Annotated in this window: 22 protein-coding genes; 14 read left to right on the top strand and 8 right to left on the bottom strand. The window is 62.8% G+C overall.

Going from position 1 to position 23,924, the window contains the following annotated elements; all coding sequences use genetic code 11:
- Positions 1–15: 15 nt before the first annotated feature.
- The 4 genes from GJR96_RS15155 to GJR96_RS15170 all read right to left on the bottom strand — a co-directional run bounded on the left by GJR96_RS15155 (position 16) and on the right by GJR96_RS15170 (position 3,862).
- Positions 16–1,851, bottom strand: coding sequence for an ABC transporter substrate-binding protein (locus GJR96_RS15155; RefSeq protein ID WP_225317746.1), 1,836 nt, complete (start codon positions 1,849–1,851; stop codon positions 16–18).
- Between the two features lie 247 nt (positions 1,852–2,098).
- Complete coding sequence (gene hpt / locus GJR96_RS15160; RefSeq protein WP_058573350.1) at positions 2,099–2,665, bottom strand: hypoxanthine/guanine phosphoribosyltransferase; 567 nt, start codon at positions 2,663–2,665, stop codon at positions 2,099–2,101.
- A gap of 214 nt (positions 2,666–2,879) precedes the next feature.
- Positions 2,880–3,281: a hypothetical protein gene (locus tag GJR96_RS15165; protein WP_151164073.1), complete on the bottom strand. Its 402-nt coding sequence runs from the start codon at positions 3,279–3,281 to the stop codon at positions 2,880–2,882.
- Positions 3,282–3,520: 239 nt separating this feature from the next.
- A complete protein-coding gene (locus GJR96_RS15170; RefSeq protein ID WP_151163755.1) occupies positions 3,521–3,862 on the bottom strand; it encodes a winged helix-turn-helix domain-containing protein in 342 nt (113 codons plus the stop codon).
- A gap of 600 nt (positions 3,863–4,462) precedes the next feature.
- Here GJR96_RS15170 and mbhE point away from each other — a divergent pair.
- Genes mbhE through mnhG form a run of 7 tightly spaced genes read left to right on the top strand, consistent with a single transcriptional unit; the run spans position 4,463 to position 10,644 of the window.
- Positions 4,463–6,868 (top strand): hydrogen gas-evolving membrane-bound hydrogenase subunit E, encoded by a 2,406-nt coding sequence (mbhE, locus tag GJR96_RS15175; RefSeq protein ID WP_151163757.1) that lies wholly within the window; start codon positions 4,463–4,465, stop codon positions 6,866–6,868.
- Positions 6,865–7,338, top strand: coding sequence for an MnhB domain-containing protein (locus GJR96_RS15180; protein WP_151163759.1), 474 nt, complete (start codon positions 6,865–6,867; stop codon positions 7,336–7,338). Before mbhE ends, GJR96_RS15180 begins: the two co-directional genes overlap by 4 nt.
- Positions 7,335–7,676: a sodium:proton antiporter gene (locus GJR96_RS15185; RefSeq protein WP_151163761.1), complete on the top strand. Its 342-nt coding sequence runs from the start codon at positions 7,335–7,337 to the stop codon at positions 7,674–7,676. The genes GJR96_RS15180 and GJR96_RS15185 overlap by 4 nt, the downstream gene beginning before the upstream one ends.
- A complete protein-coding gene (locus GJR96_RS15190) occupies positions 7,673–9,373 on the top strand; it encodes a complex I subunit 5 family protein (RefSeq protein ID WP_151163763.1) in 1,701 nt (566 codons plus the stop codon). The genes GJR96_RS15185 and GJR96_RS15190 overlap by 4 nt, the downstream gene beginning before the upstream one ends.
- Positions 9,373–9,969, top strand: coding sequence for a Na+/H+ antiporter subunit E (locus GJR96_RS15195; RefSeq protein WP_151163765.1), 597 nt, complete (start codon positions 9,373–9,375; stop codon positions 9,967–9,969). The genes GJR96_RS15190 and GJR96_RS15195 overlap by 1 nt, the downstream gene beginning before the upstream one ends.
- Entirely contained in the window at positions 9,962–10,255 is a 294-nt protein-coding gene (locus tag GJR96_RS15200; RefSeq protein WP_151163767.1) for a monovalent cation/H+ antiporter complex subunit F, read from the top strand. Before GJR96_RS15195 ends, GJR96_RS15200 begins: the two co-directional genes overlap by 8 nt.
- Entirely contained in the window at positions 10,252–10,644 is a 393-nt protein-coding gene (mnhG, locus tag GJR96_RS15205; RefSeq protein ID WP_151163769.1) for a monovalent cation/H(+) antiporter subunit G, read from the top strand. Before GJR96_RS15200 ends, mnhG begins: the two co-directional genes overlap by 4 nt.
- A 15-nt stretch (positions 10,645–10,659) precedes the next feature.
- On the opposite strand, the gene coaBC is transcribed toward mnhG, so the two are convergent.
- Entirely contained in the window at positions 10,660–11,811 is a 1,152-nt protein-coding gene (gene coaBC, locus GJR96_RS15210) for a bifunctional phosphopantothenoylcysteine decarboxylase/phosphopantothenate--cysteine ligase CoaBC (RefSeq protein WP_151163771.1), read from the bottom strand.
- 147 nt (positions 11,812–11,958) lie between these two features.
- Positions 11,959–12,738, bottom strand: coding sequence for an FAD-dependent oxidoreductase (locus tag GJR96_RS15215; protein ID WP_151163773.1), 780 nt, complete (start codon positions 12,736–12,738; stop codon positions 11,959–11,961).
- Between the two features lie 168 nt (positions 12,739–12,906).
- On the opposite strand from GJR96_RS15215, the gene GJR96_RS15220 reads away from it, so the two are divergent.
- Positions 12,907–13,500, top strand: coding sequence for a class I SAM-dependent methyltransferase (locus tag GJR96_RS15220; RefSeq protein ID WP_151163775.1), 594 nt, complete (start codon positions 12,907–12,909; stop codon positions 13,498–13,500).
- A gap of 210 nt (positions 13,501–13,710) precedes the next feature.
- Here the strand turns inward: GJR96_RS15220 and GJR96_RS15225 are convergent, their stop codons facing one another.
- Entirely contained in the window at positions 13,711–14,634 is a 924-nt protein-coding gene (locus GJR96_RS15225; RefSeq protein ID WP_151163777.1) for a DUF7551 domain-containing protein, read from the bottom strand.
- A gap of 115 nt (positions 14,635–14,749) precedes the next feature.
- On the opposite strand from GJR96_RS15225, the gene GJR96_RS15230 reads away from it, so the two are divergent.
- The 4 genes from GJR96_RS15230 to trkA (GJR96_RS15245) all read left to right on the top strand — a co-directional run bounded on the left by GJR96_RS15230 (position 14,750) and on the right by trkA (GJR96_RS15245) (position 19,951).
- A complete protein-coding gene (locus GJR96_RS15230; RefSeq protein WP_151163778.1) occupies positions 14,750–15,286 on the top strand; it encodes a type II toxin-antitoxin system RatA family toxin in 537 nt (178 codons plus the stop codon).
- Positions 15,287–15,412: 126 nt separating this feature from the next.
- Complete coding sequence (gene trkA, locus GJR96_RS15235) at positions 15,413–16,750, top strand: Trk system potassium transporter TrkA (RefSeq protein ID WP_151163780.1); 1,338 nt, start codon at positions 15,413–15,415, stop codon at positions 16,748–16,750.
- A gap of 117 nt (positions 16,751–16,867) precedes the next feature.
- A complete protein-coding gene (locus tag GJR96_RS15240) occupies positions 16,868–18,472 on the top strand; it encodes a TrkH family potassium uptake protein (RefSeq protein WP_151163781.1) in 1,605 nt (534 codons plus the stop codon).
- A gap of 141 nt (positions 18,473–18,613) precedes the next feature.
- On the top strand, positions 18,614–19,951 hold the full coding sequence (gene trkA / locus GJR96_RS15245) for a Trk system potassium transporter TrkA (protein ID WP_151163782.1): 1,338 nt from the start codon (positions 18,614–18,616) through the stop codon (positions 19,949–19,951).
- An 18-nt stretch (positions 19,952–19,969) separates the two neighbouring features.
- Here trkA (GJR96_RS15245) and GJR96_RS15250 read toward each other — a convergent pair whose 3' ends face one another.
- Complete coding sequence (locus tag GJR96_RS15250; protein ID WP_151163783.1) at positions 19,970–21,514, bottom strand: TrkH family potassium uptake protein; 1,545 nt, start codon at positions 21,512–21,514, stop codon at positions 19,970–19,972.
- 213 nt (positions 21,515–21,727) lie between these two features.
- On the opposite strand from GJR96_RS15250, the gene GJR96_RS15255 reads away from it, so the two are divergent.
- On the top strand, positions 21,728–23,110 hold the full coding sequence (locus GJR96_RS15255) for an APC family permease (RefSeq protein ID WP_151163784.1): 1,383 nt from the start codon (positions 21,728–21,730) through the stop codon (positions 23,108–23,110).
- 88 nt (positions 23,111–23,198) lie between these two features.
- Positions 23,199–23,861: a potassium channel family protein gene (locus tag GJR96_RS15260; protein WP_151163785.1), complete on the top strand. Its 663-nt coding sequence runs from the start codon at positions 23,199–23,201 to the stop codon at positions 23,859–23,861.
- Positions 23,862–23,924 lie beyond the last annotated feature (63 nt).

The raw sequence follows: 23,924 nt of genomic DNA on the forward strand, positions 1-23,924 counted from the left end.
GGGGACCCTCCACCCTCACTCGAATCCGTAGTCGCCCGACAGGTTGTCGGCGAGCATCTGCTTGGCTTTCGCCGCGCCGTAGTTCTCGCCCACACCGGTCTTTTCGACCTTCGAGTCGTCGAACCACTCGGAGAACTCGGGTTGGTGTGTGTGGGCGACTTCAGCGTAGCCACGGTCGATGTTCTCGACGATAGTCTGTTTGTTCACGCCCATCGAGAGCGCGTAGCGGACTTCGCGGGTCCGCAGTTGGTCCCACCCGTTCGCGCGCTGGTTGTACGCGAGAATGGAACAGAAGGCGTTCGGCGTCTGGATGACCTTCGTCGAATCGAGGTCTTCGAACTTCGTGGCCTTCGCCGAGGGGATTCCCGTCGCGCTGACTTCGCCCGTCTCGAACGCGGAGAGTCGCGTCGATTGCTCGCCGAACACCTGATACTTGTACTCCTCGAAGTAGGGCGTGCCGTCGTATCCCTCGACGTCGCGGAGGTAGTAGTCGTCGTTGCGCGTGGCGACGAACACCGATTCGCGGTCCCAGCGCTCGAACGTGTACGGACCGAGGTTCCCACCGTAGGCAATCTCTTGAATCTCCGTCGACTGGTTGAGTTGGTTGCCGCCGTCTTCCATATCGCGGTACTGTTCGACGAGGCCCTTCGGGAGGCAGTACGCGCCCCACATGATTGGTTTCAAGACGAACGCCGGGTCGATTTCGGGGAGTTGGACTTCGAAGCTCAGTTCGCCAGTCTTCTCGACCGGGATGGGTTCGTCGTTGCGGAACCAGTCGGACTGGTTCACGTCGCCCGCCCAGTTGTCCTCGGCCTGATGGACTTCTTGGATGTAGTACACCCAGTCGTCGGCGGTCATCTGGCCGTAGCCTGCACCCCACTGGAGGTTGTCGCGCAGGGTGAATTCGTAGTTCTGCTTGTCGTCCGTGTCGATGGATTCGACCCACAACGGGACGACGTTGTTGTCGTTGTCGAGTGAGTACGCGCCGTCGAGTACCGTGGCGAGTCGGTTCGACGACTCCTGGTCGTTGATGCGAATCGGGTTGAGTGTCTTGGCGTCGGTGCCATCACCGACGTTGTACGCGCCCGTGACTGACGGCGTGCCGCCGGACTCACCGCGGAAGTACTGCTGATAGTTGTAGCCGATACTCGGCCCGGCGTCGATACCCTGGATGTCCTGTTGGAATCCGTTGAGGTCGACCGAGAACTCGTAGAAGTTCACCGGTTGGTCACGACTGAGGATGCCGAACACGTTCGCGAGAATCGCCTGTCGCCTCGCGTCGTCCGTCTCTTTCGAGGCCTGGTCCAGCATCCCCGCGAGGTCTTCGCTCGGGCGGTACCCGTAGAAGTTGACCGTCGACTGCTGGCGTTTCTCTTCGCTTGTCCAGAACGGGCGAATCGCCGTCGGCGTCCGTGGGTACGAGTTGAATCCGATGCCGAGCATGAGGTCCCACTGCTCTTGACTCGTCGACTCGTCGCGCGGACCCGCGTTGAACGAGGTTCGTTCCTCGCCGTCGTCTGGCGTGTAGGTGTTCTGGGCGTACTTCGACAGCATCGTGTTGAACGGAACGCCCGTCAACTCGACGGCGATACCCATCTTCCCGTACTCCTGTTGCATGAACTGCGCGATGGTCTTGGTCGTCTCGCTACCCGTGCTGTAGACCATACTGAGCGAGACCTGTTCGCCGTCGGGTCCGACGAGCGTGTCGCCGAGGTCTTCTGCCGGCGTCTCGGTCGAATCTGACCCACCACCGCCGTCACCACTCTCGCTGTCTGGCGTCGACGTATCGTCGTCCGAACCCTGAGTACACCCTGCGAGTCCGACGACTCCCCCTGCCCCAAGTGTTCGCAATAGTGACCGTCTATCGAAATGGAATTTGTTACCGGATGCCATGAAACCATGTGACAGCCAATTATGCAAATAGTCTTCGATTATTATTGTGTTGACACGAATAGGGCGACGCCATCCACGTAAACGTCGAAACTGTTCAGCGGTTGGATACGACGTGAGAAGAACCGCGATTCGGTACCGCGACGGGTGGAGTCATACGCGTCGACTCCGTGAGTTAGACGACTGCCGCCGAGGTGGTCTGTCGTCTTCAGTCGTCGCCGTGTTCGTCGACGATGACGACTTCGCCGTCTTCGACGGTCACGTTGATGAGCGTCTTGACGTGGTGTTCCGAGTCGTCGAGTTCGTTCGGGCCGGCCTTCTTGATGATGGCCACGGTGTCGACGACGTCGGCACCGATGTGGTCGAGGGCGTCGAGGACGGCCTTCATCGTGCCACCCGTCGAGAGCACGTCGTCGAGGACGAGGACGCGGTCGCCTTCGTTCACGTCGTTGATGAACATGTCTCCCTCGGAGTACCCGGTCTGCTGGTGGAGAGAGACCTCACCGTCGAGACCGTACTCGCGCTTTCGGATGACGACGAGTGGGATGTCGGTCATGAGCGAGACGGCGGTGGAGATGTGGATACCCATCGCCGCTGGGGTGACGATTTTGTCGACGTCTTCGAGGTCCGCCTTGCGGATAATCTTGATGACGATTTCACGGAGGAGTCCGGGTTTCAGCATCGGAACCCCGTCGCTAATCGGGTGCACGAAGTATTCGTAATCGCCTTTTTCGATGATTGGCGCGTCGAGAAGCGACTGCCGCAACTGGTCCATGTCGCCCGTTCCCCGGGTTAGACATAAAATGTGGCGGTTCGCGGTCCGTCGGGTACGCAAACACACGATGGGCGGTACCGACTGGCACGCGAGGACGACGCTGTCCCGGCGGCGGTCACAGTTGCGTCTCGGTGTTCGGACCCACCGGCGAATCGGAACACCAGTGTTGCGACTCGTCGGTGCAGACAGTCCTCGGGGAGACCCCCGAGAGTCGTTACATTCCGCCGAGAAGGTGCGACGCCGTCCGAACGAGTGGTTCGACCGGTTCGTCGGTGTCGACGAAGAGCAACATACCACGTCCCCCGCAGTACACCTGCAAGACGCCGTGGTCGTCTCGTTCTTCGAATCGGTACTCGACACTGTTTTGGACCGGACTGAGTCCCGAGAACAGTCCACGTTCCATGAACTCCCTTCGTGTCTCTTCGGCGAGGTCACTCAGATGTGCGACGAGTTCGTCACGACTGCCGAACGACTCGCGAACCGACTCTCCCACGTGGAAGAGGTCGAACGCCGTCGCACCGTAGACGGCGACCAGTGAGACAGCCCCCTCAGACGTCTCACGAATCGCGTCCATCGCGACGTCGCTCATTGGTCCCGGTCCGTTGACGGATGCCATCCGTGCCGGGTCGATTATCACGCGTTCCCCCCCACGCCCTGACGCTGCGCGTCTCCCTGCCCGGAGCGCGCGTCTGGACCTGTCATGAATTCCAGATTGTCAGATGTTGTTATAAATGTGGAGGGGGAGTTTCTGGCCGTGAAAAATCGCCCCTCGTCTTCTGGAGAAGTATATACACGAACGAACGACTCTGTCGTCGAGTGCGAGTGTAACCCCAAATCGGAGCGAGAATCCGGCCGTCAGTCGTCGTCTGCGTTCGTTCGCTCGTGGAGGAACGTACCGTCGTCCAGCGAGAGATTCACGCGGAATCCGTCCGGAGTCAGTGAGACAGTCGTCCGGTCGAAGGTACACTCGTACTGCCGGTAGTGGGTGCCGTCCGACCGAACTTCGGTGGTGGACGTGACGAGGCCGAACTCACTCAACCGGTCGAGACGACGGTAGACTGTTGGAAGCGAGAGGCCGGCTGCCTCCCCGAGTTCTTTTGCCGACTGCGACTCTCGACGTAGGGCGACGAGCAACGCCCTCGCCTCGGTGTCTCCGAGGACGTCGAGTAGTTCGTTGCTCGGTACGCTTCCATCCATCTCTGGTGAACCAGTCCGAATGTGTGTATAAAGTAGTTGCGTCCACTGAGTGACCTGCATCTCGATTGGTCGGTAGACCACAAAATAAGGAGAGCCGATACTGGGGACGATGGGACGACTGCAACGACGACCCACGACGATTGATTGCGGTTCTCAGTCGAAGTTCCGGCCTCAGTTTGGAGGAGAGGCACAGTCTTCTCCGAGTGCGAGTCACGAGTCTCGGCGGCGGAGACACTTGCCGTATCGCGACGAAGTCGAGAGACGGACACACCAAACCACCACGTCGGTGTGACGTCGAGTGAACACGTTTCAGACCACCAGTCGAACGTGTCTTCGGTCACGAGGAGACGAGACTCGTTTCTCGCGGAGCACGAACTCTCTCGGAGCGTTTGCAGACGACACGCCTAGTGCAACAATTCTTCCGAGTCGCGTAACGCGCTCTAGTACGTAGTAACGTCGTCCTAGGATATAAATTTCACCACTACATGACTATCATGAAGTCGAGAAACAGCTCGAAGAAGGCGGGATAGCGGGTGTCTCCGTGCCATCTGGCCGTCGGGTTTGACAACACCTAAGTCTGCGCTACCCACAATTCCCGGCGTGCAACCCACACCGGAAGTCGTCCTCGCAGTCGTCTTCCTGCCGTTTCTCGCCGCGGCGTTCACCCCGGCCGTCTATCGGTTGCTGGGCGAACGCACGGCGTACTTCGCGGCGGCCGTCGCGTTGGTCACACTCGGCCTCGTGACGGACCAGTATCTCGCGGGGGCGCATGGAACCGTCTCGTTCGATTGGATTCCCTCGCTCGGCATCTCGCTGGCGTTCTACGTAGACGGGTTGGCGCTTCTCATCGCCTTCCTCGCCAGCGGCGTCGGCGTGCTCATCCTCACCTACTCTGGGGGCTACATGCACGGCGAACCGGGCCAGGCGAAATACTACGCGACGTTGTTGGCGTTCATGGGTTCGATGCTCGGGGTGGCCCTCGCGGGTGACCTCGTCGCCCTGTTCGTCTTCTGGGAACTGACGAGTCTCTCGTCGTTCATCCTCATCGGCCACTACACCGGCGAGGAAGCGTCTCAGTACGCCGCTCGGAAGTCGATGCTCATCACAGTCTCCGGTGGACTGTTCATGCTCGTCGGCTTCGTCCTCCTCGTCTGGGCCTCGGGCCAGACGGCGGCCATCGAGGGGACGACCTACAGCATCCCTCTCCTCATCGAGCACGCGGATGCTATCCGTGAGGTGCTGACGGCATCTGCGCTCCTCGTCCCCGTCCTCGTCCTCGTCGGACTCGGCGCGGCGACGAAGTCCGCGCAGGTCCCGTTCCACGTGTGGCTTCCGAACGCGATGGAGGCACCGACGCCGGTTTCGGCGTTCCTCCACTCCGCGACGATGGTCAAGGCGGGTGTCTATCTCGTCGGTCGTTTCCGTCCGCTCTTCCTCCCCGAAGAGGCGGCGGTCCTCGGCGACTGGACGCTCGTCTTCGCCGTCCTCGGTCTGTTGACGATGACCGTCGCGGCCATCCTCGCGGTGAGTGCGACGGACATCAAGGAACTGCTCGCGTACTCTACCGCGTCTCACCTCGGACTCATCATCGGCGCGTTCGGCTTCGCCAACACGTACGGCGCCGAGGCCGGCGCGTTCCACATCCTGAACCACGCGAGTTTCAAAGCGGCGCTCTTCCTCGTGGCCGGCATCATCGCCCACGAGGCCGGTACCAGACAAATCGAGAAACTCGGGGGACTTCGGAAGCACCTCCCGATAACGGCGGTCATCGCCGTCGTCGCCTCGTTGTCGATGGCTGGCTTCCCGCCGTTCAACGGGTTCTACTCGAAGGAACTCCTGTTCGAAGCGACCTACTACGCCGCCGAAGAGATGGGCGGTGTCGCGTGGGTGTTCCCCGCCGTCGCGGTGTTCGGGAGCATCTTCACGTTCCTCTACTCCATCAAATTCGCCTCGCTGTTCTTCGGCGACGAACCAGATGGACTGGGACACGTCCACCGACCGCCGGTCGCGATGCTCGTCCCACCAGCCATCCTCGGTGCCCTCGTCCTCGCCATCTCGGCAGCACCGAATTTCTTCATTAACGCGCTCATCGGCGAGGTGTACGGCAGCGTCGTTCCCGGCGAGGCGCACTCGTTCTCGGTGCACTTTCCCACGGAACTGACGCCGTACGTCATCATGAGTATCATCACCATCGCCGTTGGTGCCATCGCCTTCCCGTTCTACGACCGCATCCACGACGCGATTAACGCGATACTCCGTGGACCGGTCCGCGCGAACTGGTGGTACGACAACTTTGTCGAGGGGCTGACGACGACCAGTGTCGCAGTCACGCCCAAGATACAGACCGGACTCCTCCGCACGTATGCGGCGTGGGGCTTCCTCGGGTTCGTCGCGCTTGCACTGGGTGGCTACGCCGCCGCGGGCGTGTCGATGCCGGCATTCGACGGCCTCAGCGTGTCGATTCCCATCGTACTCGTCCTCTTGGTCGCACTCGTCGGAGCGTTCGCCGTCGACGTCGCACCCTCGCACGTCGCGGGCGTGTTGACACTCTCTATCGTCGGGTTCATGGTTGCAATCTTCTACATCCTCGCCGATGCACCGGACCTCGCGCTGACGCAACTCGTCGTCGAGACGCTCGTGTTGGTCATCTTCCTGCTCGTCTTGGACCGCCTGCCGGCGTTCTACGGCGACGCACCTGACCGACTCGTCTCGCTCCGCGACGGCGTCCTCTCCGTCGCAGTCGGTGCGACGGTGTTCTTCACCGTCCTCCTCTCGACGGACGCGTCGCCGGACCCACTCCTGAAGGAGTTCTTCGTCGCCCGTGCGGGCGTTCCGGCGGAACACGGCCCGTTCTTCACCGACTTCGGTGGCGGGTCGAACATCGTCAACGTCATCCTCGTCGACTTCCGCGGGTTCGATACCATGGGTGAGATTTCGGTGGTCGTGATGGCGTCGCTCGCCATCTTGACCCTGATTCGGATGCGTGGCCGAGGTGAGGCCCAATGAGTGGGTCTTCCGGGCGCACGACGGTCATCTCACAGACCGTCGCGCGCATCGCCGTCCCCATCATCCTCGTGACGGCCATCGCACTGCTCTTCCGCGGGCACAACCTGCCCGGTGGTGGATTCATCGGTGCGGTCCTCGCAGTGGCCGCCTTCGCGTTGGTGTACGTCATCTTCGGCCTCGAGTTCATCCAGCGCGAGATACTCGGCATCTCGCCCGACGGGTCGGAGCAACACCGCCTCGTCGAGAGTTATCGATGGATGGCGTCGCTCGGTCTCGCCATCGCAGTCGGGTCGAGTCTCGCACCACTCGCGTTCGACTTCCCGTTCCTCACGCAGGGTGTGCTCTTCCTTGAGCACCTGCCCATCTACGGTGAACTCGAAGTCGCCAGTGCGTTCGCCTTCGACATCGGCGTCTTCTTCGCCGTCGTCGGCGGCCTGCTCACCATCGTCGCGGAGGTCGGTAACGAATGACCGAAGTCTTCCTCGCGGGCATCCTCGGTGTCCTCTTTAGCATCGGAACGTATCTCGTGCTTCGGCGCGACGTCGTCCGCGTCGTCTGGGGTATCACCATCATCAGTCAGTCAGCGAACGTCTACCTCGTCACCATGGGTGGGTTCGGCGGACTCGGACCCATCCTCTCCGGTCACGGCGGGGGCGGCCCAGCACCGACCGACCCAATCGTGCAGGCGTTGGTGCTCACCGCCATCGTCATCGGGTTCGGGACGACGGCACTCGCCCTCGTCTTGACCTACCGGGTGTACGAGGAACACGGAACTATCGACATGTACGAACTCGGAGGTAGCAGATGAGCACGCTCGTCATCGCACCGCTCCTCGTGGCCCTCGTGACAGCAATCGTGACGCTGCTCGTGCGCCCGAGCGACATACTCCAGCGAACGGTCAGTCTCCTCGGTGCCGTGGGCTACCTCGGTGCCGTGGCCCTGCTATTCGACGCGGTGATGCTTCCGCTCGGCAGCGAGTCGGGCGTCCTGGTGTATCAAGTGTCGAACTGGGCCGCACCGTTCGGCATCACGCTCGTCGCCGACGGCCTGTCGGTGTTCATGCTGGCACTCGCCGGCATCGTGTCCCTCTTGGTACTCGTCTACTCCATCGCGTCCATCAGCGCGTTCGGCCAGCGACTCAGTTACCACCCGCTGTACCACTTCATGATGGTCGGCGTGACGGGGTCGTTCCTCACCGGCGACATCTTCAACCTGTTCGTCTGGTTCGAAGTGATGCTCATGTCGAGTTACATCCTCGTCCTGTTCTACTCCGGTCGTGAGCACACGCGTGCGGCGCTCAACTACGTCGTGCTCAACCTCATCGGGAGCGCGGTGATGCTCGTCGCTATCGGTGGCCTCTACAGCACGACGGGGACGCTCAACATGGCCGACATGGCGCGACGCCTCGCCGACCCGGCAGCCTACGACGTTGCCGTCCTACCGGTGCTCGGTCTCTCGGCCGTGTTGTTCTCGGTGTTCGCGCTGAAGGCCGGCCTCGCACCCTTCCAGTTCTGGGTGCCGGCGGCCTACCGCGCCGCACCGTCGCCAGTCACCGCGATGCTCGCCGGCGTCGTCAAGAAGGTCGGTGTGTACGCCATCGTCCGTCTGTACTTCACCATCTTCGCCGCGGCGTCGGTCGACCTCGCGTTCCTCGGTATCAGCGGCGACTCTGTCCTCGGCTTCTTCGGTCCGGTCATGTTCGCCATGGCCGCGGTCAGTATCGTCCTCGGTGGCATCGGTGCCGTCGGCCGGGACGACGTGGACGGTATCCTCGCGTACTCCTCTATCAGTCAGGTCGGATTCATCGTCCTCCCACTGGCAGTGGCCGCGACGGCACCGTCCGACGCAGTCGCAGTGCTCGGCGTGACCGCAGCACTCGTGTACGCGTTCAACCACGGCCTCGCGAAGAGTCTCCTCTTCCTCGCCAGCGGTACCATCCAAGACGTCGTGGGCAGCGACAAACTCTCGGACCTCGGTGGCCTCGCCGACCGTGCGCCAGTCCTCGCGGCCGGGTTCTTCCTCGGCGCGTTGACGCTCATCGGCGTCCCACCGATTTCGGGATTCTTCGGCAAGTTCCTCGTCTTTCAGGCCGCCGCAGAGGCACTCGCCGCCGGCGCAACCGGGTCGGCACTCGCGCTCGCCGTCGCCCTCGCTGGTGCCATCCTCACCATCGCGTACTACACTCGTGCGTGGAATCAGGTGTTCTGGGGCACCACGACCGAACTCGTCGACGCAGCGATTCCGTCCCGGTGGACGCTCGGCACGCACAGCGCAGCGATGACTGACGGCGGCGACGACGGCCTCGAAGCCCTCGAACTCACCACGCAAGTGACGGTGGTCGTCGCTCTCGCCATCGCCGCTATCGGGTTCGGTATCGGCTTCGAGGCCGTGTTCGCTGCCGCCGACGCCGCGGCCCACGCCGCACTCGACACCAACGCCTACGTCGACGCCGTCATGCACGGGCCGGGCGTTGGCATGGACGCAGGCACGGGAGGTGGGCACTGATGAGTCGCCGTTGGCCCCTGACTGGCTTCTTGCTGGCCATCTTGTGGCTCTTCGTCCGCGGCGTCGAACTGACGCCGATTCGACTCCTCGAAGAGCTCATCATCGGCCTCGGCGTCGGAATGGGAATCGCGTTCTTCTTCCGGCGCTTCTACGCCGACCGGACATCATTCTCCTGGAGCGCCCGCGTCGCCCCCTTCGCCACGCTCTACATCCTGACGTTCCTGTGGGAACTCCTCACGGCCAACGTTGACGTGGCACGCCGGACACTCGCGCCGTCGATGCCCATCGACCCGGCCGTGGTCGAAGTCCCACTCCGCGTGCGCACGCCGCTCGCTGTCACGACTATCGCGAACAGTATCACCCTCACTCCGGGGACGTTGACAATGGACTACGACGACGACACCAACACGCTGTACGTTCACAGCATCGACGGGAGCGACCCGGCGGGTATCCTCGAACCGATTCGCCGCTGGGAAGACTACGCGCTCGTCATCTTCGACGAAGAACTGAAACCCGGCGACCCGGCACCGCAAGCGCGGGTCACCACAGAGACCGACCACGCCGCCGCCGTCACGGGGGGTGAACAGCATGGCTGACCCAGCGTACCTCGCGGTGGTTGACACCGTTCTCTACGGTGCCCTCGTGCTCGCTGCGGGCCTGACGCTCCTCGTGAGCTATCGGGTCATCCGCGGCCCGACGGTCCCTGACCGCGTCGTCGCACTCGACACCATCGCGACGAACGTGGTCGCCATCGCCGCGCTGTACGCCATCTGGACCCAGCAAGGCTACTTCGTCGGCGTGAGCCTCGTGCTCGCCATCATCGGGTTCATCAGCACGATTACCGTGGCTCGCTACGTCACGGAGGGGGACATCATCGAATGACCGCAGAGAGCGCGGCCGCAGTGACGGTCGGTCCCGTCCGCGCGGCCCTCGTCATCTCGTTGACGCTCGTCGGGAGTTTCTTCCTCCTCGTCGGGACCATCGGACTGCTGCGGTTCCCCAACGTCTACAATCGGATGCACGCCACGACGAAGGCGACCACCCTCGGCGCGGCGTCTATCGCCCTCGCCGGGTCGGTGTACTTCCTGCCGCACGGCGACGGGTTGATGTCGCTCGTGACGGTGGCGTTCTTGTTCCTCACCGCACCGACCGGCGCGCACATGATATCGCAGGCCGCCCAGCGGATGGGCGTCCCGTTCGTCGGCGGCGTCCGATGGCCAGGGACGCAAAACGACGTGATGGCGGATGGCGACGGCGAAACCGACGACTGACTGTCGCCACTCGCGTTACAGTTCTTTTTCGAGTTCGTCGGCGACGCGCCCGCCGAGGTCGACTTTCGACCCGACGAACTCGCTCGTGTCGCCGTCGCGGACGACGAGTGCTCGCGTCGTCTCGTCGCCCATGACCGAGGCGTCGTTGGCGACGACGAATGCGAGACCGACGCGGTCCATGATTCGGCGTGCTTCTTCGACCATCGCCTCGTCGTCGCCGCTCGTCTCGGCTTTGAATCCGACGATGGTGAGGTCCGGGTACGACTCGCGGACGGTGTCGATGAGTTTTGGCGCAGGTTCGAGGTCCAGCGTAATCGCCTCGCCGGAGCGAATCTTCTGGTCGGCCGCCTCCACGGTGAAGTCGGAGATGGCCGCCGCCGAGACCAGCGCGTCGGCATCTCCCGCCGCCTCCTCGACCGCCGCGAGCATCTCCGCCGCGGACTCGACCTGTCGCACGTCGGCGTAGTGAACGTCGTCGCCGTCGTGGACGAGCGTCACGTCCGCGCCGCGAATCGCGAGGGCGCGAGCGACGGCGCGTCCCGTCCGCCCCGACGCGCGGTTCGAGAGCGTCCGAATGGGGTCGATAGACTCCGTGGTCGACCCCGACGTGACGACGACAGATTTGCCGGCCAGCGTCTGCTCGGTGGCGGCCTTCGCGACGCCCGTGACGATGGCGTCCTCGGTGGCAATCTTGGCTTTGCCTTCCTCGATTCGAGGGTCGACGAACTCGACGCCCCACGATTCGACGCGTTCGATGGCCTCCAAGACGCCCGGGTGGTCGTACATCGGTTCGTGCATCGCGGGCGCGACGACGACGGGAACACCGGCACCGAGCGCCGTCGTCGCGCACGTCGTGACCGGCGAGTCGTCGATGGCGGCCGCCATCTTTCCGACCGTGTTTGCCGTCGTCGGTGCGACGAGGAACACGTCCGCCCACCCGTCGCGGCCACAGAGTTCGACGTGTTCGACGCGACCCGTTATCTCGGTGACCACGTCGTTCTCGGTGGCGAACTCGACTGCCCACGGGTGGATGATTCCCGTCGCGGCGTCGGTCATCACCGCGCGAACGGACGCTCCCTGTCGGCGGAGTTCGTGCGCCAACTCGACGACCTTCACGGCCGCGATACTCCCTGTCACCCCGAGTGCGACGTTGACACCTTCCAGCATTCACTCGTGTCTGCGCCCGCTATCGGTTAAAAGGATTCGCGTCTGCGGAGGTGAAAACGGGTCCGCAGATTGGCGAGCGTGGAGTGGGGTGGAGTAGGGTGAACTGAAGTGAAGTTGGGACAGGTTGGAGTGGGGTGGGTTGGGCGGCTACTCGTCGAGTCGCCCGAGTTCGTCGTCGACGAGGCTCGGATGGGTCCGCTGGGGTTCGGGATGGCGTTCTCCGAAGAACTCGCGCATGACCTCCCGAGACTCCGCCTCGCGACGCTCCCACTCGTCTTCGTCTATCTCTTCGCACGCCGGCGGTACCTCGCGTCCGCGGTCAGTGAAGTACCCGGTCGGGGTGACCCAGTCGTTGTAGAACGGTGTCTCCGAGTCGTGAATCAGCGTGATTGCCATCTCGGCGGCGTCGCCCGCGGCGACGACGGTCTGATGGTAGATTTCGGTGAGTCGGCCGGCGGCGTAGATACCCGGGACTGCCGTCCGTCCGAGTTCGTCCACGTCGACGTAGGTCTTCGACCCGGCGTCGCGGAGCTCGACACCCGTGTCTTCGAGGTACGAGGAGTCCGACCACGAGGCGGCGACGACACGAGTGGCCGTGCGTTCGTCCGTCCCGTCGTCGGTTTCGACCGTTGCACGGAACAACGGGTCGTCGTCGCTACCGAGTACGTCCACGTCGACGACGCGACCGGTCAGCGTCTCCGCACCGGCACGGTCTGCCTGTTCGCCGAGAAGGTCGGTGAATAACCGACTGTTGACTCCGGCGGGGAATCCCGGTACGTTTTCGAGGTGGGCATTGCGTCGAACAATAGACTCGCCGTCGTTTACGACCAGTGTGTCGAGGCCGGCGCGAGCGAGGAACGTCGCCGCGGTGAGACCAGCGACGCCGCCGCCGACGACGAGCACGTCTCGCGGATTCGTCTCGTCCATACGTGTCGTTAGAAAAGCGCTGAGTAAAGGGACGCGGTTCCCTCTGTCGAAAACCTCGGAAGGTGATAGTTCGTCGAGGGCGTAGTAATACAGCGTGCGGGTCGGTGAAACGTGTCAGCGATGATTCTTGAGACCCTTTTCCTTTAGCACCTCCTACTCGCCGCACCGATGACCAACACGGAACGTGACTATCAGGGCTACACCCCGATGGACTACGATGCAGACAGCGAGGCTGACGAGGTGTACCAGAAGTGTCTGGCGTATCTTCTCACGCACGCCCCAATCGAGCGCGATGATACTGTGGTCGATATCGGTACGGGCACAGGTATCGTCGCCCTCGAACTCGCGTCGAAGTGCGACCACGTGTTAGGGCGGGATATCTACGACGAGTGGCTCCGGTACGCCCGTGAGAAAGCCGAGCAACGGAGTATCGAGAACGTCTCGTTCGACCACGGTTCGTTTCGTGACCCGAACGTCGAGGAACCGGTGGACGTCGTCGTCGCGAGCTACGCACTGTACATGGCCTACGACGAGGGAGGCGAGACCGAATTGCGCGCAGCCATCGACGGACTTGCAGCGTTGAATCCGCGTTGGTTGGTCGTGGCCGACAAGATACGCTTCGGGCCGACGCAGACCCCGACCGATTACGAAACACTGCCATCGATGGGGACCATCGCCACGCTCCTCGCAGATGCAGGCTTCACGCTCACCGACGTCGAAATCATCACTGAGTCGGCCGGTGTCCTCGTCGCCACCCGATAGTCCCACAGCAGCGGCATTCTCCCGAAACCTCGGTCTCGTATTGTCCCGAGATGAACACAGAGAACATACCGTAATCGCCTGCAACAGACTGCCTCTGTCTGTCCCACGCCACACCTGTCGAAATGTAAGGGACCGACAGAACCGCCCGACTCTCTCACTGTCGAAAATCGACCCTGCCGCGTCCGGCGTGCCCACTCCCGACTCGACGCGCTACTCCCTGTTCTCCTGGCTTGGTGTCACACCGGAATCGTGGAGCCAGCGGTTCTCCGCGACGTCGACACTGACGAGTCCGTCCGACGGAATCTCTGGAGAAACCTGGAGACGGAGACGCCACCGGGCGTCAGACAGCGCTTCACCGTCGATGAATTCGACACACCGGGTGGGCGTCCGTGTGAGCAGGTCGACGGCGATAGGGAGCGTCGGAATCCGACCCGTTCGCTCTGCGAGGGCGTAGTCGCCGAAGGTGACCTCCCAGCGTCGGGCCGCCTCGCCGGCGGTACTTCTCGCACTCTCGCCGCCGGTGAGGGGTCGAACTGTGTACCCGTCGAGGAACCCGACGGATTCGAGGTTTCGAAGCGTCGCTCCGACCGGATTCGGGGTTCGCTCCGAGGCGAACACCGAAGCGGCCTGCTCGACGACGGCCGTCTGTTCGTCTGCCGACAGTCGCACGTCCATCTCACTCATTAGACTCCACACCATCGTGAGACAGTAGTCGTCTTCGTCGCCGACGACTTCGGCCAGCGTGAGATACGTCTCCATCGCGGCGGACTCGACTTCCCGGTGACCAGACTCGGAGAGTGACTCGAACACCGCACCGGCGACGTCGTGGCAAAACGAGGTGAACCTCGTCCGCCGGTCGCCAGCGTCCGTCGCGAGCGGCGGTATCTGACTCGACGACGCCTCGTGGACGAGTGGGTCGCAGTACGGTGCCGCCGGGTCGTATCGTCGAAGCACAGAGCGATACTCGCTCGCGAGTTCGGCAGCCTCTCCAGCGGCGTGTCGGTCCGGAAACGACAGGCCGGATGTTGCCGACGGCGCAGTTCCACTGCGCCCACACAGGACTTCGTAGTCGCCATCGGGACAGGACAGCGACCGAACCTCTGCCCTGATGTCCCGCAGCGTTCCCCCCACCATCTCGACTCTAGGTGTTTACACGGGCCGATTATAGGTTGCGATGACGCGCTCACGGGGTGTGTACTGGGTATCTGCGGCCCACAAGGCTTAGTTCTCCCCGGATACATCACCTTGCGTGGACGAGATAGCCGTCAGTACCGTCGTCTACCTGCCTCCCGAAGATATCTACGAGTTCCTCGTAGACTTCCCCCGGTACGCGAACTACTCGAAACACTTGCGAGAGGTTCGGAAGTCGGGCGACGGGTCGCCAGGAACCCGCTACGCGCTCCGGTTCTCGTGGTGGAAGCTCACGTACACCGCCGAGTCGAGGGTGACGGACGTTACGCCGCCGACGCGCATCGACTGGAACATCACGAAGGACATCCACGCCGTCGGACGCTGGCGTATCGAAGAACTCGACGAACTCCCGGCCGACGCACCGTCTGGGGCCGAGACGGCCTCTCGTGTCTTCTTCGAAGTCGAGTACGACCCCGACACCGTCTCTGCCGGTGATATCGACCTCCCCCGGTTCGTCTCGCTCGGGTGGGTCATCGACAAGCTGAAACCCGTCTTGCAGACCGAAGCAGAGCGCATCGTCGAGCGTATCGTCGCCGACATCGAGGGCCGCCCACGACAGGTCGAGATTACGATTCACACACAACATGGGAACTGAGCGGTCCAGTCTCGGTTCGTGGGTGTGTGCCGGTGGTGAGGTACCGTCCGACGCACCCGTGGACGAAGGGAAATGCACATACGCACCCGCAGTCCAACCGAGAGGTATGACAGGGGCTGGTCCAACGTGCGCGTGATTATCGTCGGTGCCGGACAGGTCGGGTCGTCGATTGCGGCCGACCTGGACGCGACCCACGAAGTCGTCATCGTCGACTGCGACCCCGAGCGAGTGGACGAACTGAACTACTCGCTCGACGTGCTGGCGATTCGCGGGGACGGGACCTCCGTCGACACGCTCGAAGAAGCGGGCATCGAACGGGCCGACATGGTCATCGCCTCCACCGACGACGACGAGACGAACATCGTCGTGTGCGCGACGGCGAAGGCCGTCTCGTCGGCGTTCACCATCGCCCGCGTGAAGAACACCGAGTACCTCCGGACGTGGCAGCACTCCGAGAAGGCCTTCGGCATCGACTTCATGGTCTGTACGAACCTGCTCGCCGCAGAGTCAATCGTCCGCGTCGTCGGCCTCCCCGCCGCACGCGACGTTGACCCGTTCGCCGGCGGCGAAGTGCAGATGGCCGAGTTCGAAGTCGACGACAACAGTCCGGTCGCCAACCAGACGGTCAGCGAGGCTGACCGATTCGACTCGCTGACGTTCGCCGCGATTCTCCGCAACGGTGCCGTGACGATTCCCCGTGGTGACACCATCATCCGACCCGGTGACCGCGTCGTCGTCATCGGGAGTCCCCAGAGCGTCCAGGGGTTCGCAACGTCTATCTCACCAGACGAATCTCCGGGGACGGCCGAAGAAGTTGTCATCGTCGGCGGGAGCGAAATCGGCTACCACGTCGCTCGTCTCCTCGAAGAACGCGGGTTCAAACCGCGCCTCCTCGAACAGGACCCAGAGCGTGCTCGTGAACTCGCCGAGCAACTGCCCGGAACCATCGTCATGGAGAGCGACGCGACAGATATCGACTTCCTCGAACGCGAGTACATCGGCGACGCCGACTTACTCGTCTCCGCGCTCGACTCCGACGAGAAGAACCTGCTCGTCTCGCTTCTCGCGGCACGCCTCGGCGTCGAGCGAACTGTCGCCGTCATCGACACCACCCCGTACGTCGACCTGTTCGAAGCAGTCGGCGTCGACGTCGGCGTGAGTCCGCGCGAAGTTGTCGCTGAAGAGATTACGCGTTTCACCCGCGAGGGGGGCGCAGAGAACGTCGCACTCATCGAGTCCGACAAGGCGGAAGTCCTCGAAATCGAAGTCGATGCCGATAGCGTCCTCGCCGGACGACCGATTCGCGAGTCGGTGACGTCGCTCCCGGAAGGTGTCGTCATCGGTGCAATCACCCGCCAGCGTGAGTTCATCACGCCGCGCGGTGACACCGTCATCGAACCCGGCGACCACGTCGTCGTCTTCGCGGATAGTTCCGTCGTCGGCGACGTCGCCCCCAAACTGTAACGCTGGGCATCCCCCCGACAACGGCCACTGGGTCGCTAGCCACCACGTCACATGCTCTCGTAGGCGAGCGAGAACCCGAACAGGCAAGAACCCTGCGTCCGGAACGTTTCTCCACGAATGAAACTGCGCGTCGATTACAAAGCCAGCCTTCGTCTCGTGGGGACGGTCCTGAAGTATCTCGCAGTCCCCCTCTGTTTTCCCCTCGTCGTCGCGCTGTACTACGGTGAGTCGGTTCTCCCGTTCGTCGTCACGATGGCCGTCACGGTTCTCGTCGGCATCGGACTCGAACGTCTCGCCGACGAACCCGACATCGGCGCACGCGAAGGCTTCTTGATGGTCGCAACGACGTGGTTCGCGGTGACACTCGTCGGTGCGATTCCGTTCCTCATCGAGGCACACGGCGTTCCGTTCGTGACTTCGGCCATCCACCCGGAGTCGACGCTCGGCAACCCGGTCAACGCACTCTTCGAGACGATGAGTGGGTTCACGACGACTGGGGCGACAGTCCTCGGGGACATCTCGTTCGAGTCCCACACTCGCAGTATCATGATGTGGCGGCAACTCACACAGTGGCTCGGCGGGATGGGTATCGTCGTCCTCGCGGTGGCAATCCTCCCCGAACTCTCGGTGGGTGGGGCGCAACTGATGGACGCAGAGGCACCCGGCCCCGGTATCGAGAAACTCACGCCGCGCATCGCCGAGACGGCACGCGCACTCTGGGGTGCGTACCTCGGCCTCACCGTCCTCGAAATCGTCCTCCTCTACAGCCTCCACGTCACCGGCAACGCGCCGAACATGGACGTGTACAACGCCATCGCCCACGGCCTGACGACGATGCCAACGGGCGGGTTCTCACCCGAAGCACGGAGTATCGAGGCGTTCTCTGCGGCCGCACAGTGGGTCATCATCCCGTTCATGGTCGCTGCCGGGACCAACTTCGCCCTCTTCTGGCACGTGCTGACGGGCGAACCGAAGCGACTCGTCCGCGACACGGAGTTCAAGTCCTACCTCGGCATCATCGGTGTCATCTCGGCCATCCTCGCGGCAGTCCTCTTCCTCGGCGACGGACTCGTGTCGGTGGCTCCGGCGGGCGAGACGTACGACCAGTTCTACCTCGAAGGCGTTCGAACGGCGCTCATCGGCAACGTCGAACCGTCGCTTCGACAGTCGATATTCCAAGTCGTCTCTATCGTAACGACGACTGGCTACGCGAGCATGGACTTCAACGCGTGGAGCGCACCGACGCAGTACGGCCTGCTGTTCGCGATGTTCATCGGTGGGTCGGCCGGGTCGACTGGCGGGGCCATCAAAATCGTTCGCTGGTACGTCATCCTGAAATCGCTCCGCCGCGAGTTGTTCACGACTGCACACCCCGAGGCGATTCGCCCGGTCAGACTCGCTGGTCGCGCCGTCGACGAACGCGCCATCCGCGGTATCTACGCGTTCACGCTCCTGTACCTCGTGCTGTTCTTCGTCTCGACGGGCTTGCTCCACCTCGATGCGGCCCGTATCGACCTCGGACTGAGCGTGCTGGAGTCGATGAGTGCCGTCGCCGCGACACTCGGGAACGTCGGGCCGGGATTCGGTATCGTCGGACCCATGGGGAGTTATCTCGACTTCTCGAACAGTTCGAAACTGTACATGGTCATCCTGATGTGGATGGGTCGTCTCGAGATTCTCCCGGTGTTCGTCCTCTTCACCCCCGAGTATTGGCGGCGGTGAACGACTGCTGTCGGGGACTCTTCTACCGACTGTCTCGACCCACAGACGGTGGCGTCTTTTCACGTCCGCACTCCGGAGCAGAAATGTTGATGGGTGTGGTACTTCACTCGTGAGTATGAGAAACACGCGAGGGTGTCGTCCGTGCGCGTAGTCATCGTCGGCGCGGGCGAAGTCGGGTCGAACATCGCAGCGAGTCTCGCCGATTCACACGACGTCGTCGTCGTCGATGTCGACCCCGACCGAGTCGAGGAGTTGAACTACTCACTCGACGTGCTGGCGATTCACGGCGACGGTGCCGCGATAGAGACCTTAGAAGAGGCCGACGCCGGGAGTGCCGACCTCCTCATCGCGAGCACCGACCACGACGAGACGAACCTTGCGACCTGCGGCACGTCCAAAGTACTCGGCGACGCGTTCACCATCGCTCGCGTCAAGCACGTTGGATTCCTCAGGACGTGGGAACGCTCGTCTGGGGCGTTCGGCGTCGACTTCATGGTCTGTTCGAACCTGCTCACGGCGGAGGACATCGTCCAGATTATCGGTCTCCCCGCGGCAGTGGACGTCGAGTGGTTCGCAAACGGCCTCGTGCAGATGGCCGAGTTCGAAATCGGCCCGGAGAGTCATCTCGTCGGGCAGACGGTCCAAGAGGCCGACCAGTTCGACCTGCTCACGTTCGCCGCGATTCTTCGGAACGGCGACGTAGAGTTACCGCGCGGAGACAGCACACTTGACGCCGGTGACCGTATCGTCGTCATCGGACCGCCCGAACGAGTCTACCAGTTCGCGACGACTGCGTCGCCGAACGACGCAGCGACCGACACAGAGAACGTCTTCGTCGTCGGCGGGGGGGAAATCGGCTTCCAGACAGCGCGATTACTCCAAGAACGCGGCATCAAACCGCGCCTCATCGAAGAAGACCCAGACCGCGCCCGCGAAGTCGCAGAGACGCTGTCGGACACACTCGTCTTCCAGTTCGATGCGACCGACACGGAGGCACTCGAACGAGAGAACTTCGGGGCCGCCGACACCGTCGTCGCGGCCCTCGACAGCGACCAAGAGAACCTCCTCGTCTCACTTCTCGCCAAACGACTCGGGGTCAATCAGACCATCGCCGTCGTCGAGACTGGCGAGTACCGCGACGTGTTCGAGGCCGTCGGCGTCGACGTGGCGGTGAACCCGCGCGTCGTGACCGCCGAAGAGATAACTCGAATCACGCGTGAGGAGACGACGGAGAAACTCACCTTCATCGAGGACGACCGGGCCGAAGTCATCGAAGTCGAAGTCGACGAGAAGAGTGCGCTCGCCGGTGAGATGATTCGGGAGTCGATTCCGCGGTTACCGAAAGGTGTCGTCGTGGGTGCCATCGCACGCGAGCAAGAACTCGTCTCCCCCCGCGGCGATACGGTCATCGAAGTCGGCGACCACGTCGTCCTCTTCGTCGACGAACGCGTCGCCGAAGAGGTTACCTCGTCGGTGTAACGCGACGGCCCTCGAACCTCACGAGCGCCAGTACGACGGCGTGAGGATGATGAGGACCGACAGAATCTCCAGACGACCGATCCACATCAAGAAGACCATGTAGAGCTTCGCCGCGTTCGAGAACGGGAGGAAGTTGTTCATCGGCCCGGCGATACCGACACCGGGACCGATGTTTCCGAGCGTCGCGATGGCGACGCCGACGGCCTCGATACCGGAGAGTTCGAGCCCGATTCGGAGGCTATCGAGGTAGATGAGGACCGTCGAGACGGCGAAGATGGCGAGGAACGTCATCGTGAAGACGAACAGGCCGCGGATGGTCGACTCGTCGACGACGTCGTCGGCGAGGCGAACGGGACGGACCGCGTCGGGGTGGACCGACGTGAACAACTCGCGGACCGCCGCTTTCTGGATGAGGTACCAGCGAATTATCTTGACCGACCCGGCCGCAGACCCGGCGGACCCGCCGAGGAACATCGCCAAGAGGAGAACGACCTGTGCCGACTGGTCCCACGTGTTGAAGTCCATGCTCGCGTAGCCAGTCGTCGTCACGATTGCGACGGTCTGGAAGACGGCCTGTCGGACCGCGTGTTCGAGGTCACCCGGAATCGTGGGGACGTTGGCCGGCACCACGTCGAGACCGAGGCCGGTAAAGAGGAGGACCGAGAGGACGCCCCCCACGAGACCCATCATCAGGAGGTACGACCGAAACTCGGCGTTCTTCGTCAAGCGCTCGGGTTCGCCGGCGAGGACGTACCAAAACAGGGCGAAGTTGGTTCCGGCGACGACCATGAAGACGACGACGGCCCACTGAATCGCGGGCGAGAACGCTTCGACGCTCCGTGCTTCCGGCGAGAACCCGCCCGTCGGAAGCGTCGAGAGGGCGTGGGCGAGTGCGTTGTAGAAGTCCATGTTTGGTGCGAGACCGGCGAGGTGCAATCCGTAGTAGACGACCATGGCGGCGATGGTGAAGCCGATGTAGATTCGCCAGAGTGCGCGGGCCGTGTCCCGAATCCGAGGGGTGAGTTTCTCTATCGACAGCCCCGGCGCTTCCTGGTCGATGACCTGCGCACCACCGACCGAGAGTTCCGGAAGAATCGCGACCATCAGAACGATGATTCCCATCCCGCCGAGCCACTGGGTCACCTGCCGCCACATCATGATGCTCCGAGTGTGCGTGTCGAACGAGATGCTACCGAGGACTGTCGCCCCAGTCGTCGTGAATCCGCTCATACTCTCGAAGAGTGCGTTGACCGGTGTGGCGACGGTTCCCTGCCCAGCGACGAGGTACGGAATCGACCCGACGATGGGGACCGCAAGCCACGTCAGACTCACCAACAGAAAGGCTTCGCGGTGCCCGAGGTCCGGGTCCGACCGGAGACGTTCGAGGCCCACCCCGACGACGACCATGACGGCCATCGTGACGACGAACGGGACGGGACTCTCGCCGTAGTAGAGTGCGACGGCAATCGGCAACAACGGCGGGAGTGCCATGTACTTGATTACCGACCCGAGGAACCCCAGACTCGTCCGGTAATCGACGTAGGTTTTGAAATTCGCGTTCATCCTCTTGTTCACGAGTCAAGATTGGGAGCAGCCATATGATTCCTTAGGTCTCTCGAAGCACCCGTCTCCCTCTCGTCGCCGAATCTGCCGTGAGAAGACGGCCGAGTGAACGAGTGCAGACACACGGGCTGACATTTATCACAGTCCATGGTGATATCGCATTCACACACGCATGACAACTCGACGACGAGAGGATGTCGAGAGGGTGGCCCAGTGAGTCACTCTGGCGGACGTGAGCCTTCGGTTAGCCTCAGTCTGTTGGACGCGACGATGGTCGGTATCGGCGCAATGATTGGGGCAGGAATCTTCGTTCTGACCGGCCTAGCCGTCGACATCTCTGGCCCGGCAGCACTCGTGGCGTTTGCTCTCAACGGGGGCGTCACGACGTTCACAGCGCTCTCGTACGCCGAACTAGCCTCGGCGATTCCGCGAAACGGCGGCGGGTACGCGTACGTCCGAGAAGTGTTCTCCGCACCCGTCGCCTTCGTCATGGGATGGACGCGCTGGTTCACGTACATGATTGCCGGGTCGCTCTACGCGCTCGGATTCGCCTCGAACTTTCTCGAATGGGGCCACATCTACGGCATCACGCTCCCCGGCCAACCAGTGTTGTACGCACTGGGTGCCGTCGTGGCGCTCGTCGCGCTCAACGGCCTCTCGACGGAAGCGTCGGGACGAGGCGAGACGGTCATCACCATCGTCAAAATCGCTATCCTCGCCGTGTTCGTCGTCTTCGGCCTCACGGCGACGCGAGTCAACGAGTTCGACCCGCTCTTCACGAAGGGCCCGTTGTCGCTCCTGCCCGCGATGGGCCTGACGTTCATCGCGTTTCAGGGGTACGACCTCATCGCCACCGTCACCGAGGAAGTCGAGAACCCGCAGGTGAACATCCCGCGAGCGATTCTCTTGTCAGTCCTCGTCACCGTCGTCGTCTACCTCTTCGTCGTCTTCGTCGCCATCGGAACGCTCGGTGCCGAAGAACTCGCCGGGGCGGGTGAGACGGCCATCGCACAGGCGGCGGAGGGGTTCATGCCGTCGTTCCCGATAATCGGAACTGGTGCGTCACTCATCGCCTTCGGGGCGGTGTTCTCGACGATTTCTGCGCTCAACGCAGTCGTCATCGGGTCGTCGCGGGTGGCGTTCGCGATGGGTCGTGAGCGCCAGTTGCCCGCCCGTCTCGGCCGGTTCCACCACCGGTACGGGACACCGCTCGTGGCGATTATGGCCTCTGCGGTGGTGATGCTCATCGCCGTCGTCGTGGTTCCCATCCGTATCGTCGGAAATCTCGCGAGTCTGTTCTCGCTTCTGGGGTTCATCATCGTCAACTACGCGTTGATTCGACTCCGGCGACGACAACCCGACCTCCAGCGACCTTTCGAGGTTCCGTTCTACCCGGTCACGCCGATACTCGGTATCGTCTGTAACGCGCTTCTCGGGTTGTTCATCGACCCGTTCACGTGGATACTGGCTATCGGCTGGTTGCTCTTCGGTGGTGTCGTCTACCTCGCGTTGTCGAGGCGGGGCGACATCGGCCCATCGGGTCCACCGGAGATTCAGGAACCGGAGCCAATCCAGACGACAGACACCGACGACTGAGGAACCGAGACAGACTCGCCCCACAGAACCGACACCGACCAAACAGACCACCGAGACCACTACGACAGTCCCACACGAATATACACTCATGCCAAAACCAGTGACTCAGGATTTACGCGTCATCATCGGCGGCGGGGGAGAGATGGGCGTCCGTACGGCCGAACTCCTCTCAGACCGCGGCCACGACGTCGTCATCGTCGAATCCGACCCGGACCGCTGCAACGAACTCTCCGAGAAGTACGTCGCGACCATCATCGAGGGTGACGCCTCGCGCCCGGAGAAACTCAGACAGGCCCAACCCGAACGAAGCGACGTGGTCGCCGCGTTGACCGACGACGAGACGACCAACTTCGCCATCTGTATGGCCGCCCAGCGGATGTCGGACGCTCGAACCGTGATGCGCATCAACGAGACACCGGACGAACTCTACGAGGAGTTCGTGGATGGTCTCGTGTTCCCGGAGCGACTCGGTGCCCGCGCGGCGACGAACGAAATCGAGGTCAGCGGCGTCAGAACTATCGAGGACATCGGCGGCAACGTCGAAGTCGTCGAAGTCGAAGTCGCCGACGACGCACCCGTCGCCGGAAAACGACTGGACGAGGTTCGCCTGCCGCGCGGGAGTCTCATCATCGTCGACTACCACGGCAACCGACTCGGTGGCCCCGACACGCTCCTCGAAGCGGGTCACCGCTACGTCCTCGCCGTCGAGTCGAACGTCGCCGACGAAGTGATGAACCTGTTCCGCGGGTAGTCGGCAGACGAACTGTCCGGTGGGCACGCCCCCTGAAGGCTTATTCCGCGTCGTGTCTGGATT

It is taken from the genome of Haloferax litoreum (assembly GCF_009674605.1).
GTDB classification, from domain to species: Archaea; Halobacteriota; Halobacteria; order Halobacteriales; family Haloferacaceae; genus Haloferax; species Haloferax litoreum.